Below are 14,182 nucleotides of genomic sequence, written 5' to 3'. Positions count from 1 at the left end.
CTACTGATAAATGATGGCATAAGTGTAGCTGCTAATAAGACTACTTAATAAAGAGTATCTACTAGATGCAACGACTGACTACTTATCGTAGCCTACAAGTTTTTTTAGTCCTTATGACTGTGCTTGGCATGGGGTATGCGCTGTTCTTTTTGCAACGCTACCTGGGTCTATCACCTTGTCCTTTATGTGTTTTCCAGCGTATAGGCCTGATGATTATGGGCGGTTTTGCTCTGATTGCGGCATTGACTAACCCTAAATCAAAGGCTGTGAAGCTAGTCTTGTGGCTGGGTAGTTTGATAGGTATTGGCTGGGCGACTGGGGTAGCCGGACGTCATGTTTGGCTACAAGGCTTGCCACCTGATCAGGTGCCATCGTGTGGCCCAGGTTTGGATTATTGGGTCGACACCTTACCCATGAAGCAAGTGCTAAGTGAAGTGTTATCCGGCTCTGGAGAGTGCGCCACCATTGATTGGCAATTCTGGGGGCTGAGCATTCCTGAGCAATCTTTAATTTTCTTTAGTGCATTGATAGTAGTGCATCTATTAATCCTTTGGCGTATTCTGCGGCCATAGAGATAGAAGGCAAGTCCAATTAAGGCATTGAACTGCCTTTGACTTGTGCTTTCCAGCTATAACTTTGATGAGTTAGCGGCTATCAAAATTACTAATCGTAATTTTTTAACATCTTCTCATATTGATATAACAAAAAAGGCACATAACAGTGGCCGTGCGGTATTTATGGTTTGTTATCTTATACCACCCTAATATTTTTTAAAAACTGTTAACCTATACTGCATAATAAGTGTATAGTAAATAGGCAATAAAGCTGCTACTCAGGCGGCATTCGTCTGCTGTTGGTATAATTATATGTACTTATCCATTAAACATTTTATTATTAGTAATTTCTGTAAAAAATCACGTCGTCTATTGACGCCACTGCTGTGGTCCCTGCCATGCTGTCTATTATTAATGGGCTGTAATGAGCAACCCTCTTCAACGTCAACCACAGAAAAATCCCTCATAAACCCCACTACTTCTGCTCAGTCCCAACTACAGGCAGATAGGGGGAAAAAACAAGCGTTACTGGATAATTATAGCACTACAGGCTCCAACGAAATGGCTACTAGCACTGCATCTCAATCAGAGTCTTTGATAGCCGCCGCCCAACCTAAAGAACAAAGCCATTCATTAACCGATGCTAATATTGATCATAGCAATGCCTTACAAGCGACCCTCATCGGTGATTATTTTGGTATGTTTCCTTGCGTATTCTGCGATAGTATTGACGTAACCTTGAACTTATTCGCTGATGGCACTGTATTAAAGACCAGTATTTACCGCAACTCAGAAACCCCAAAAGTTCCTTTAGTTGAGCCGGGCGTATATCGGCAAGACAGCGATATGATTACCATTGTTTATGACAAACAAAATATTGAGAGCTATCGTATCCAAAATAATCATTTGTTAATGATGGATAAAAACAACCAGCCTGATGATGATTATATGTTAGCGCTCAAATAGCTTGTTATGCTCGACTTTTATTTTAACGCCTATTCATTAGGCGTTTTTTATGGGTAATCTATTAGCTCTGCTGTTAATGAGTTACAATAAGCGCTGCTCACAAATAAGTTTTTTTTCCCATTTTTATTATAACTTTTAGTTCGGAACGTCTATGCATATTCATATTCTTGGCATTTGTGGCACTTTTATGGGGTCGCTTGCTTTACTTGCTCGAGCCCTTGGTCATACCGTTACTGGCTCTGATGCCAATATTTATCCGCCTATGTCTACTCAGCTTGAGCAGGCAGGTGTGACCATTGGCGATGGCTACTTGATAGAGCATTTGCAGCCTGCTCCGGACTTAGTAGTAGTCGGTAATGCCATGAAACGTGGCATGGACGTTGTCGAATATATGCTGGATCAAGGTTTGCGTTATACCTCAGGGCCGCAGTTCCTGTCCGAGCAAATCCTGCAATCTCGTCACGTTATTGCGGTAGCAGGGACTCATGGCAAAACCACGACGACGACGATGCTGGCATGGATATTACACCGCGCCGGTATGGATGCTGGGTTTTTGATCGGCGGTGTACCCTTAGTTGATACCACTGATGAGCATTTGCAAAAGGTCTTTGCTCACAGTAGCTATCTCGGCGCTGAATCAGATTCAGAATCCATGGGCTATTTTGTGATTGAAGCTGACGAATATGATTCTGCATTTTTTGATAAGCGTTCGAAGTTTGTCCATTATCGTCCTCGTACAGCTATCTTGAATAACCTTGAATTTGATCATGCAGATATTTTCACTGACCTAAATGCCATTCAGACTCAATTTCACCACATGGTACGTATGATCCCCAGTACAGGTAAAATCATCATGCCAGCCGCTACCATCAGCTTGGAAGATACCCTTGCCAAAGGGGTATGGACGCCTATCTGGCGCACAGCTGTCACCCATCAACCGTCGCCTTCCGTTGAAGATAGCGATCAGAATATAAATAGTGACTGGCAAGCTGAGCTGATTAATGAAGATGGCAGCCAGTTCAAAGTAAGCTTCAATGAGGATGTAGCCGCTAGTGCGGTGGTTGATTGGGCAATGAGCGGCATTCATAACGTCAATAATGCTTTGGTAGCAGTGGCTGCTGCCTATAATGTCGGCGTTGATATCGTTACGGCTTGTGAGGCACTATCAGACTTTGCTGGTATCAAACGCCGTATGGAGCTGATAGGTAATGTTAATGATATTTTAATCTTTGATGATTTTGCGCACCATCCTACCGCCATTACTACCACTTTAGATGGCGCTAAAAAGAAGCTGACCGATAGAAGAGTTTGGGCGATTATTGAACCACGCAGCAACACCATGAAAATGGGTGTGCATCAAGACAGTCTTGCGCAGTCAGCAGCGCTTGCTGACCATACCTTATGGTACGAGCCCGCTGGTCTTGAATGGGGGTTAAGAGAAGCTATCGAAGGTAACGCTAATATTGAGAAGAATAAACAGCAAGTATTGAGCAGTATTGAGGCCATCATTGACTATATCAGCGTCAATGCCTCATCAGGAGATGCCATTATTATTATGTCTAACGGTAGTTTCGAAGGCATTCATCAGCGCTTACTGACCGCCTTGAATCATCTGCCTACTGAAACTAATTCATAGTAACTGAATACTGTCTTAGGAAGGAAGACGGTATTCAAATAACGGCCTGCTTTCGCAGGCCGTTAGCGTTAGAGCTTATGGTGGTCCTTTTAATTCGATTTTTAGTTCGCCTCTATTAAAGCTGCTCCAATACTTTCTTTTACTTTTATGAATAACTATCCATTTATTAATGGTTCTGCATCTTTGTAACTCTTTATTTACCTAACCGCCCTGCAATATAGCAAATCAACTTTATTTCTCACATAGCCCATACACTGGTAACATTTTTTGCTTATTCTTCATATCCTTGAGTGTTTACAATGGGTTCATCAATATCAAAGAGGCCGCTAGGTTATCTTTAATATAGACGTAATATTTGAAGCAATTTGCAGCAAAAGATTGCTGTACAAACAAGTTATTAAATAAATACTAAAAATTAATATTCATGGATTTAGGAGAATAAAAATGGGTTTTATTTGGATGATTATCGTAGGTTTAGTGGCTGGTTTATTGGCCCGTGCCATCAAGCCTGGTAGCGATCCTATGGGTTGGATTATGACCATTATTTTGGGTATCGTTGGTGCGATGCTAGGTGGATTTATTGCCAGCTTGATAGGTATTAGTGCTGACGGCGGCTTCGTTGGTCTTATCTTCTCAGTAATCGGTGCCATCATCTTACTGTTCCTCTATGAGATGATCATGAACAAGCGCCGCGTATAACTGACCTATTAAATTTCGCTCCATAAAAGACCTTATGTATATAAGGTCTTTTTTCATGGCTATTGCTTTATATCAGACATGTTGAGTGAACAATCTTAAATACTATTGATAAATGTTTCTTTTGCCCTCATTTAACTTATAATACTGTCAATTTTTTCGCTATTACGAGGTGCGCATTATGGCATTACTCCCAATCTTGAGCTATCCCGACCCGCGCTTGCGTACCGTTGCAGCGCCAGTAAAAGAGGTCAATGATGAAATCAAAACCTTAATCGCTGATATGATTGAAACTATGTATGCCGCAGACGGTATTGGTCTTGCTGCTACACAAGTAGATCGTCATATTCAGCTTATTGTTATGGATTTGTCTGAAAACAAAGACACGCCAATGGTATTTATTAACCCCAAAGTTACCCCTTTGGTTGAAGAAAAACAGCCGTATGAAGAAGGCTGTTTATCTGTACCTGACGTCTATGATAAGGTCGAACGTCCTACTAGAGTACGTATTGAAGCTTTGGATGAGAACGGAGAAACCATTGATAAAGAAGTAGAAGGGCTACTTGCCGTCTGTATTCAGCATGAAATGGATCACCTAAACGGCGTTATCTTTGTGGACTATCTATCACGGCTTAAACAAACCCGTGCTCGCGATAAAGTCAAAAAAGTGCTTAAAATACGCGAAAAGCAGGCTGAAAAACAAGCCCAACCTAGCAATACTTAGAGGCTTGATGGCTCAGTGTTTAATCATCCAATTATCGGGCTTATCATCATATCTATTAAAGGTTTACCATTATGACTATGATCAAAATTGATCAATATTTTAACCCTGCTGACTGGCAAAAATTTACTAAAGTTGCTGAGGGTCGTGAGACCCCTTTTTTGATCGTTGATCTAAGTCGTATCAAAACCAAATATCACGAAATGATTGGACACTTTCCTAAAGCTAAAATTCATTATGCAATGAAAGCCAGCCCAGCCGTTGAAGTTATTGAGCTATTGGCAGACTTAGGCTCTAACTTTGACTGTGCCTCTATTTATGAATTGGATCGGGTACTGGATTGCGGTGTTGATGCTGAGCGTATCTCCTATGGTAATACCATCAAAAAGGCGCAACACGTTAAGTACGCTTATGATAAAGGCGTTAGGTTATATGCTACTGATTCAGAGGCAGATCTAAAGAACATTGCCGAGCATGCACCCGGTTCCAACGTATTTGTGCGTATTCTAGTCCAAGGCTCTGAAACCGCTGAATGGCCACTATCACGTAAGTTTGGTTGTCATCCCAATATGGCGATTGATCTATTGGTACAAGCGCGCGATTTGGGTTTAGTACCTTATGGCATCTCTTTTCATGTGGGTAGCCAACAAAAAGATGTGGCGGCATGGGATGATGCGCTCGCTAAAGTTAAATATATGTTTGACTGGATGCAAAATGAAGAAGATATTAAGCTGCAAATGATCAACTTAGGTGGCGGCTTCCCAACCAACTATATCAGTGAAGTCAATCCGCTATCGGTCTATGCTTCTGAGATTAACAGCTATCTGAGCGATGATTATAGCGATGAGGATATGCCAGAGATTATCTTAGAGCCTGGGCGCTCATTAGTAGGCGGCTCTGGCGTCTTAGTCAGTGATGTGGTACTGATATCACGTAAATCAGATACTGATTTGACTCGCTGGGTTTATACCGATGTGGGCTTGTTCCAAGGCTTAATCGAAACTTTGGGCGAGGCTATTAAATATCCGGTTTATACCCCAAAGATGGAGACCTCAACCAGCGAGGGCACGGTAGTATTGGCGGGGCCAACCTGTGATTCGACTGATATTATGTATGAAGAAGCCGGTTATCAGTTGCCCAATGAGCTTGAGATTGGCGACAAAATTTACTGGCTAACTACAGGCGCTTATACCAACTCCTACTCGTCTGTTGAGTTTAACGGTTTTCCACCGCTTGAAGTGGTCTATATAGATTAGAGTTTCACTGCAACATAATAAAATCGAAAAATGCGGCATCGTTAGTAACTATGCCGCGTTTTTTTGTCTGATAAAAGCTATTTAACCAACAGTGAGATTGGTGCCCTATTACTACTTACACCGCTTCGATTACTGCCATAATTTGAGCTTTGATTTTGGCTACTTTGTGCTATTTCTCCGATAGTGATCCACTGCCCACGTGGCACAGTAATAGTGCTGTTAAGTCGTTGAGCTTGGACAGTAGGTTTCTGCTGGTAGGAAGAATTAGCATTTACTAGCGCTTCTTCAACTTGGTTTAGTTGGACCTCTACTTGTCCATTAGGCAACAATCTAGGAGTCACTTTGATACCTTGAGTGGTGGGTAGTAACCGTTGCTGCTGAATAATTATCTGTCCTGTAGGGCGGTTATAGTTAGGATAAATATTAGCTTGATAGCTTTGCCTGAGCGCATAAAGTGTCCCCGTACTAATACTAGCAGCGCTACCGGACAAGGTTTGCACTTGGTATAAGTTGTTGCTGTGCTGCTGATTATGGCTTTGATTGATTACCCCTGCACCTCGAATACCATGATTGCTAATAACCACTCGACCTTGTTGGATATTGCTTTGAGTCTGACTTACATTGCCTACACGTACCGCTATAGTTAGCGCTTGCGGCTGCGTATCAATCTGGGTTAATAATTTCTGCACCGCTTGGTAGTTAGCTGCGGTCGTTTGTAGTATCAACTTTCCTTGATAAGGGGTCACAGTTCCGCCATTCGGGCTAGTATTCAACTGCTGACGTACGGCTGGCAGCAGCGAGTCGCCGCCATAGGTATCGATGACGTAGGTTTGATAAGTAGCGGCTTGGACTGCAAAAGATGAGCTTAGACTTATAGTCAAAATTAATGAGCGTATAACAGCATGGTTTATACTCATCTTTTTAGCACCCCTATTATTTATAGTCCTACTCACTCAAACCCAATACATCCTGCATATTATACTGCCCTTTATCTTGCTGAATAATCCATGTTGCTGCCCGTACCGCTCCAGCGGCAAACGTCATGCGTGCTCGTGCTCTGTGGGTAATTTCGACCACTTCACCGTCAGCGATAAACATCACTGTGTGATCACCGACGATCTCACCGCCACGTACCGCATGGATACCGATAGTACCTTTTTTGCGCTCGCCCGTTTGTCCTTCGCGGCCATATATCGCCACCTCTTTTAGGTTTTGTCCGCGAGCTTCGGCAACCGCTTCAGCCATCATATAAGCGGTACCTGAAGGGGCATCAATTTTATGCTTATGATGCGCTTCAATGATTTCGACATCAGCTTCGTTGCCAAAAGCTTTGGCGGCCATAGCTAATAGCTTTAGGGATAAATTTACCCCAGTAGAATAATTGCCAGCGTAAACGATAGGAATGTGCTTGCTCGCTTCAAACAGCACTTGCTCTTGCTGCTCATTAAAACCGGTAGTGCCAATAACCATTGCGACTTTATGCTCGGCACAGGTTTGCATGTTTTGTTCAGTGGCATCGGGTAGGCTAAAATCAATCAATACGTCAATATTATCAATGACAGCGACCAAATCATCGACCACTTTTACCTCTAGAATCCCTATGGCAGCGACTTCTCCAGCATCAGCACCGACAAGGCTTGAGCCCTGGCGCTCAATCGCTGCGCTCAAAGTGGTGTTTGGATTGTCCTGTACCGCTTCAATCAGCATCCGCCCCATACGCCCGCCAGCGCCAATCACGCCAACATTTATAGTTTTATTATCTGTTTGTTTGCTCATATTTTTTCCTAAAATCTACTTTTGCAAAGTGGTCATGATTATTTAATGATAGGAATATCATACCATGAATTATTTTTGCCGCTATTAATAAAGAGGCAATAAAAAGCTCAATAGTTTCACGTGAAACTATTGAGCTTTGAGATGATAATTGCTCTAAATAAACTTAACCTTAATCAAACAGCTCACCAATCTTTTTAAAGAAAGATTTTTTATGCGGTGACTGCTTGTGGTTACTGTCACCATCAAGGGTATCTTGGAACTGACGCAGTAAGTCTTTTTGCTCACGGGTTAGGTTTACCGGCGTTTCGATAACCACACGGCAGATCAAATCACCTTTCATAGTAGTCCGTACGGGCGTCACGCCTTTACCACGTACGCGCAGGAGCTTACCGCTTTGGGTCCCTTCAGCAATTTTGATATTTACTTTGCCGTCTAAAGTAGGAATCTCCACTTCTTTACCAAGCGCAGCATCGGTAATACTGACTGGTACATCCATATAAAGATCGGCGCCTTGGCGGGTAAAGACATCGTGCGGTTTGACCCGAACTTCGACATACAAATCACCATTTTGCACGCCTGCCCCGCCAGCTTCACCTTCGCCCGCTAAACGTACTCGGTCACCATCATCAACGCCTGCAGGAATAGAAACCTCAAGTGTGCGTGATTTGTCTTTTACGCCGCTACCATGACAAGTAGGGCACGGATTTTTGATTTGTTTACCATTACCGCCGCACTGTGGGCAGGTCTGTTGTACCGCAAAAAATCCTTGCTGCATACGGATTTGACCTTGACCATGACAAGTCTGACAAGTAACTATATCCGAGGCATCTTTGGCGCCTTTACCATCACAAGTGTCACAAGGAGCAGGAGCGGTAAAACTAATTTCTTTTTTGCAGCCCCGTACCGCCTCTTCAAGGGTTAATTCAATCACATAACGCAAGTCTGAGCCACGGCGGGCGCGTCCACCACCGCCACGGGCTTGACCAAAGATATCACCGAAGTTACCGAAGATATCACCAAAGATATCTTGGAAGTTACCTCCCCCTGCGCCGCCAAAACCGCCACCGCCCATACCACTTTCAAAGGCAGAGTGACCCATACGATCATAGGCTGAGCGTTTTTCTTCATTGCTAAGCACTTCATAGGCCATTGACGCTTCTTTAAATTTTTCCTCAGCATCAGGGTCATCAGAGTTACGGTCTGGATGGTATTTCATAGCGAGCTTACGGTAGGCTCGTTTAATCTCTTTAGTATCTGCAGTCTTGCTAACCCCTAATACTTCATAAAAATCGCGCTTGCTCATGGGTTCTCCTATCGTTATCACAGTGACGCTGGCCTAAAATCTTTTAATCTTGACGACTGACTTATTAATAGCTACCTACTAATTTTCGCAACTAAACCCATCTCAATGTTTCACATGAAACATCGAAAGCGAAATCGTAAGAGCGCAGTGACTATATAGTAACGACTATATAAAGACCATAAGATTAGAAATATAGGCTAAAAAGCGAAATACTGTTTAACCACATCAATTAATAAAAGTTTGCGCTATTTATGGAGATGCTCGTTCAATTTATCAAGCTTTTGAACGGGCAAATTATTGCGTAAGATATTTATTATTTATTGATTAATATTTATAAATGAAAAGTAGAGATAGAAGGATAAACTTTTTCTATACCTTTACCAAGGTAAGTCGTGCTAGTATTTATCGCCGCATTTATTATTGTAACTTTCATCAGAAAGAAGCTCGTAAACTCTGTATAAGGTATAAATCTCTATGAAAAAGCTGCTTGCATTAGTTATGTTACTGGTCGTCATTGCTGTAGCGGTATATGGCGGCTCACCTTATTACACGGCCTATCAGCTTAAGAATGCTTACGATGCTAATGATGGAGCTACTATCGCAGCGGCCATTGATTTTGAGCAGGTTCGCCCTAGTGTTCAGAGCCAATTAACAGGTAAATTCGCTAATACTATGACCAGGTATCCATTAGTAGCAGAGCTTGGAGGTGAACCACTACAGCAAGCGGCTAATGAGTTTATTACAGGAGCGGTAGATGAAGCAATCACGTCGCAAAATATAGAGCGGCTGATTAATACTCAAGGTCAGGCTAACACGGCGACCAAAGAGTTGGCTGCTGCTTGGGCTATTGCTAGCAATCAAGTGGATTTGCGCCTTTTGATTCAAGATATGATTGCTCAGCGCGGCGATATCAATGCGGTTATAAAGAACCAGATACAGCAAGTTATGGAAAAACAAGCTGTCGAGCTCGAACAACAAGCGGCGCAAGGCATAGACAGCAATAAACCTACTCTTAGCTACTGCGGAATCGATTGCTTTACCATTAGTGGTCAAGTTAAAGGTTATCCGCTGATAGTTGAGATGCAGCGTGAAGGTTTGGTTAATTGGAAAATTGTTGATGTGACCTTGCCATAAATAAAGTTTTAATATTTATAGCTTAAAATAAGGCCTTTAAAAAATCATCTAAACTGATATGTCCCTAAAATGTAGAAAAGTGCCGCATAAATGGGTAATTTATGCGGCACTTTCGCTCATTATATTTTGTTATTACTAACTACTAAGCACTACTGTACTCCCAAAAATTCTAAAAATTCAGGACTCTCAAAGCTGGCTTGATAGAGCACCCCGTCCTCACGATAAATGGCAGGCGTAGCGATTACGGCAAGCCCAGCTGCTTTTTCACGATTAGGGGTAACATAATCGGAGCTGCATCCAGCGGGTGCGGGCGTCATCTCTCCCTTCAACATCGCTTTATCTAAAGCTTTACGGCGACCGCTATCTTGCGTTTGACACCAAATACCGTGCATCTGCTCAGGAGACTTTGGATAAATGGGATAACCGATGGTCTTCACCGTCACGCCTTTTTGATTCAGGCTATCCATCTGCTTGTGTAACTGGCGGCAATAGGGACAATTGACATCCGTCGCTACGTAGATAACCGCTCTCTCGGTAGTGGTCGCCGGATAAGTAATCAGCTGCGACTCATCCAAGCCTTTAAATACCGATTGGTTTTTTTTAGCCTCAAAGTCTTCATCCAATCCCGTAAATTGACCATTTTCAATGACTGAGATCTCGCCATCAGTAACGTACTGAGCATTGTCAGATATTAAGAATGGTACGCCCTCAAGTGTGGCTCCCCAAACCACCCCCGGTACCGCTGTATAAAAAAACGGCGTTTTGCTGCTCATATTTTTAAGCGCATCCATATTCGCCAGCATAGATGATTTGACATCAGCATGGACTGGCATACCTATCTGAGCACTATTGCTACGTGTAGGTGTGGTATTGACCACCCGTTTACTAGGATTCTTTTGTAGCTCACCTTGAATGACATACTTACCGTCAGCAGTCATGTGTAGCGGGGGCTGACCGACAAGGTCAACTTGATACATATTGGGTAAATTAGAGGGCACAATGGAGGTGATTTGGGTTTTGATACCCGCCTGACTCAATACTTGGCGTAGATGGCTGTCGATAGCGCTATCTACCTTGCCAGCAGCTGATATATTTTGAGCTTCTTGGTTGGCCGTTGGGCTGGCTGGATTATTGGCGGTAGGTTGGGCACAAGCCGTGGTCGCTAATAAAATAGCGCTGACAATACCGACAGATTTAGGTAGAAGTAGTTTCACAAACAGCATCCTCTCAAATTCTAATAACGACTGATTACATTATGTAAAAAAGTAGATTAAAAGCATTTGGAGACTTTAGCACATTAGGCTATTTTGATAAGTAATCGATAACTGATTTTGCAAAACTGCTACCCAGCTTTAAGAGACAAGCAATAAATGAGCACAGATCACTCAAACAAAAGAAGCGATAGAAAACGGCACTGCGATAGAATTTTTTTAAATAAAACCTCTATGAAGCTTTTCGGAAGTAAAAAGCTGGGTTAAAAACCCAGCCTACACCAATAGTTTTAGAGTAGATGAAGATAAAATTATCAATAAACGCTAAACGGATTTAAAACCTCTCTACTTCATCGCTGGTCAAGAAACGGCTATCCCCTTTATCCAGCCCTTCCAAAGTAATATGACCAATGCTAGCACGGTGCAGCTCAACAACTTTATTGCCAAAGTAACCCATCATGCGTTTGACTTGATGGTATTTGCCTTGCTCTAAGGTCAAACGGGCATGAGTTTCATCGATAAACTCAAGGTTAGCTGGTTTGGTAGGTTCATAATCGCCTTCTAGCAATATACCCTCGCTCACCTTTTTCACAGCGTGCGCCTGTGCATCCTCATCCATGGGATCCGCCAAAGTCAGCTCATAGACTTTGGCATTAGCATGCTTGGGACTGGTGACTCGGTGTAGCCATTTGCCATCATCACTAAGCAGCAGCGCACCTGTGGTATCGACGTCCAAACGCCCAGCAATGCGTAAGCTGTCCAGCTCGGGCACGGCGATAAGCTCGGTGACGATAGGATACTCTTTAGCCTTGAGGGTACACTCGAAACCTTCAGGCTTATGCAATAAGATATAACGATTGCCGGTTGCCACCGATAACGGCTCGCCTGCCCACATGACCTCATCATCAACGATATCGACGTGTAGTCCTGGGTCTTTTATGACCTCATCATTGACAGTTATTTCTCCGGCATGGAGGATTTTTTTGGACTCTTTACGCGACAGCTCAGTGGCTTTACTAATAAATTTATCTAAACGCATACTATTTGCTACCATCAGTTTTGTTATAGTGGAATAAATGAAAACCAGGTCGAATAACGACTATATTATTTATGAGGCAAGTTTAACATATCCCATCTAAACCTAGGTGTATCATCAAAACAATATAGTTAGCCCCAAACAAAACTAGGATATAGGTCAAACGTGCTATTGGGATATTTTTCAGATTGGATTAATTACATGAGTTATCAAACCTTGCAAAAAGCTGTCACTGCCAGGCTGGAGATTAGAAAGTCTGAATTTATCGCTTACGCTTATCCCGTTACTTCACGGGAACAAGCCATGTTTCACGTGGAACAATTGCGTAAAAAGTACCCTGATGCGCGTCATTGGTGTTGGGCGTATATCATTGGTGATCCCGAGAATACCACCAGTGCGGGCTTCGATGACGATGGTGAGCCGAACGGTACTGCTGGACGACCGATATTAAATGTGCTGCAACATAAGTCTATTGGCAATATAATTATCATTGTGGTGCGTTATTTTGGCGGTATTAAATTGGGTGCTGGCGGCCTGACCCGTGCCTACGCCGGTTCTGCACAAGCAGCCGTTGATAAAATGACATTGCAGCCCTTTGTACCCATGGAACAGATAAAGATACTGGCGGATTTTGCGACCGAAGCCCAATGTCGCTACGTGGTCGAGGACTTAAACGGCCATATTGATGATGTTGAGTATAGCAAACAAGTTACGCTAACCGTAACCATTGCTGAGCAAGATATTGAGGCTTTAAAAGAACGTTTGGCGATGGATGGGCAGGTGTTAGAGAATGAATAATCACCGCTACTTTTCAGAATAAATAGCAATAAAATAATAAATCAAACCAAGAGAGTTGCCATGCCAGTACTTAACCTAGCAGAACTGAAAACCCCGCCTATTATCAATGGTAATACCTTTAACTTTGAGCCCTTTGAGCCGCCTTTTTGGCTCAGCAATGCCCATTTACAAACCATCCTGCCTACTGTGCTTGTCAAACAGGATCCTAGTTATCGCCGCGAGCTGATACTAGACTCTCATCAAATTAGCGAGGTGGCTTATGACTTCATCGATAATAGTGAGCCACAACCGCAGCACCATCAACGTTACAAAACGCCATTGGTAGTCTTATTTCATGGGATGGAGGGCAGTAGTGCCAGCCATTATGCTCGGACGTTAGCCACTTATGTCGAGCAGCAAGGCTGGCACTTTGTGGTGGGACATTTTCGTGGCTGCGGCGGTGTTCCAATGTCCAATGAGGTGGTCTATCATGCTGGTGATAGTGCAGAGACCCATCATACGCTGGCAGTACTGGCTGAGCGCTACGAAACCATTTATGCGGTGGGAGTGTCGCTGGGAGGCAACTTATTGGCGCGTTATATGGCAGATTATGGTGATAATGCCATTTGTGCCGCTGCGACGGTGCTATCAGCGCCGCTGGATTTGGCATCAGCAACAACGGCGATGGAAAACCTGATAGGTCGCAGGCTATATACACCCTATTTATTAAACCCCATGCTGACCAAGGTTTTGAATCAGCAGTTAGATGTTACAGAGCTGAGTAAAATTACCGCCAGCGAGCGTATTCAAGAGTTTGACGAAGCCTTTACCGCGCCGCGCTTGGGTTACCGCTCGCCTTATGATTACTATCGCCAAGCCTCGGCGATGCCGCATTTGCATAAAATCAGCAAACCAACTCTGATTATCACCGCTAAAGACGACCCTTTTTTGGGTATTAGCGCTACAGCAGGCGATGTCTCAAGCAGCGTAATATTGTACGAGCCGGTGCATGGCGGTCACATTGGCTTTGTACGTTGGAAAGACAAAGGATTAGATACCAATTGGGTACCTGAAACAGCGCTACAGTTTTTTAACACTGCAGCGTCTGCGTAAATA

General features: G+C 43.3%; 14 protein-coding genes. 9 read left to right on the top strand and 5 right to left on the bottom strand.

Annotated features, from left to right (window positions below; all coding sequences use genetic code 11):
• Window positions 1-65 precede the first annotated feature (65 nt).
• From JMX18_RS10160 to JMX18_RS10135, 6 genes are all read left to right on the top strand, one after another.
• Window positions 66-572 (top strand): disulfide bond formation protein B, encoded by a 507-nt coding sequence (locus JMX18_RS10160; protein WP_201587485.1) that lies wholly within the window; start codon window positions 66-68, stop codon window positions 570-572.
• Between the two features lie 294 nt (window positions 573-866).
• Entirely contained in the window at window positions 867-1,520 is a 654-nt protein-coding gene (locus tag JMX18_RS13220; protein ID WP_227674630.1) for a copper resistance protein NlpE N-terminal domain-containing protein, read from the top strand.
• Window positions 1,521-1,671: 151 nt separating this feature from the next.
• On the top strand, window positions 1,672-3,156 hold the full coding sequence (mpl, locus tag JMX18_RS10150) for a UDP-N-acetylmuramate:L-alanyl-gamma-D-glutamyl-meso-diaminopimelate ligase (protein ID WP_201587483.1): 1,485 nt from the start codon (window positions 1,672-1,674) through the stop codon (window positions 3,154-3,156).
• Between the two features lie 444 nt (window positions 3,157-3,600).
• Entirely contained in the window at window positions 3,601-3,855 is a 255-nt protein-coding gene (locus JMX18_RS10145) for a GlsB/YeaQ/YmgE family stress response membrane protein (protein WP_201587481.1), read from the top strand.
• A 178-nt stretch (window positions 3,856-4,033) separates the two neighbouring features.
• A complete protein-coding gene (gene def, locus JMX18_RS10140) occupies window positions 4,034-4,576 on the top strand; it encodes a peptide deformylase (RefSeq protein ID WP_201587479.1) in 543 nt (180 codons plus the stop codon).
• A 77-nt stretch (window positions 4,577-4,653) separates the two neighbouring features.
• Window positions 4,654-5,829 (top strand): type III PLP-dependent enzyme, encoded by a 1,176-nt coding sequence (locus JMX18_RS10135; protein WP_201588317.1) that lies wholly within the window; start codon window positions 4,654-4,656, stop codon window positions 5,827-5,829.
• 77 nt (window positions 5,830-5,906) lie between these two features.
• Here the strand turns inward: JMX18_RS10135 and JMX18_RS10130 are convergent, their stop codons facing one another.
• The 3 genes from JMX18_RS10130 to dnaJ form a co-directional block, all read right to left on the bottom strand.
• Window positions 5,907-6,746 (bottom strand): hypothetical protein, encoded by an 840-nt coding sequence (locus JMX18_RS10130; protein WP_201587477.1) that lies wholly within the window; start codon window positions 6,744-6,746, stop codon window positions 5,907-5,909.
• 28 nt (window positions 6,747-6,774) lie between these two features.
• Window positions 6,775-7,605, bottom strand: coding sequence for a 4-hydroxy-tetrahydrodipicolinate reductase (gene dapB / locus JMX18_RS10125; protein ID WP_201587476.1), 831 nt, complete (start codon window positions 7,603-7,605; stop codon window positions 6,775-6,777).
• Window positions 7,606-7,774: 169 nt separating this feature from the next.
• The gene (dnaJ, locus tag JMX18_RS10120; RefSeq protein WP_201587475.1) at window positions 7,775-8,908 is read right to left on the bottom strand and encodes a molecular chaperone DnaJ; all 1,134 of its coding nucleotides are present in this window, start codon (window positions 8,906-8,908) and stop codon (window positions 7,775-7,777) included.
• A 474-nt stretch (window positions 8,909-9,382) separates the two neighbouring features.
• Here dnaJ and JMX18_RS10115 point away from each other — a divergent pair, with 474 nt between their 5' ends.
• On the top strand, window positions 9,383-10,042 hold the full coding sequence (locus JMX18_RS10115; RefSeq protein ID WP_201587474.1) for a DUF2939 domain-containing protein: 660 nt from the start codon (window positions 9,383-9,385) through the stop codon (window positions 10,040-10,042).
• Between the two features lie 149 nt (window positions 10,043-10,191).
• On the opposite strand, the gene JMX18_RS10110 is transcribed toward JMX18_RS10115, so the two are convergent.
• Window positions 10,192-11,265 (bottom strand): thioredoxin fold domain-containing protein, encoded by a 1,074-nt coding sequence (locus JMX18_RS10110; protein ID WP_227674629.1) that lies wholly within the window; start codon window positions 11,263-11,265, stop codon window positions 10,192-10,194.
• Between the two features lie 322 nt (window positions 11,266-11,587).
• Window positions 11,588-12,292: a pseudouridine synthase gene (locus tag JMX18_RS10105; RefSeq protein ID WP_201587472.1), complete on the bottom strand. Its 705-nt coding sequence runs from the start codon at window positions 12,290-12,292 to the stop codon at window positions 11,588-11,590.
• 198 nt (window positions 12,293-12,490) lie between these two features.
• Between JMX18_RS10105 and JMX18_RS10100 the strand changes: the two genes are divergently transcribed.
• A complete protein-coding gene (locus JMX18_RS10100; protein ID WP_201587471.1) occupies window positions 12,491-13,087 on the top strand; it encodes a YigZ family protein in 597 nt (198 codons plus the stop codon).
• A gap of 60 nt (window positions 13,088-13,147) precedes the next feature.
• Window positions 13,148-14,179 (top strand): YheT family hydrolase, encoded by a 1,032-nt coding sequence (locus JMX18_RS10095; protein WP_201587470.1) that lies wholly within the window; start codon window positions 13,148-13,150, stop codon window positions 14,177-14,179.
• Window positions 14,180-14,182: the final 3 nt, after the last annotated feature.

It is taken from the genome of Psychrobacter jeotgali, assembly GCF_904846315.1.
Classification (GTDB): Bacteria; Pseudomonadota; Gammaproteobacteria; order Pseudomonadales; family Moraxellaceae; genus Psychrobacter; species Psychrobacter jeotgali.
The sequence above is the reverse complement of the archived record's forward strand: the minus strand, read 5'-3'. Positions and strand labels throughout refer to the sequence as shown.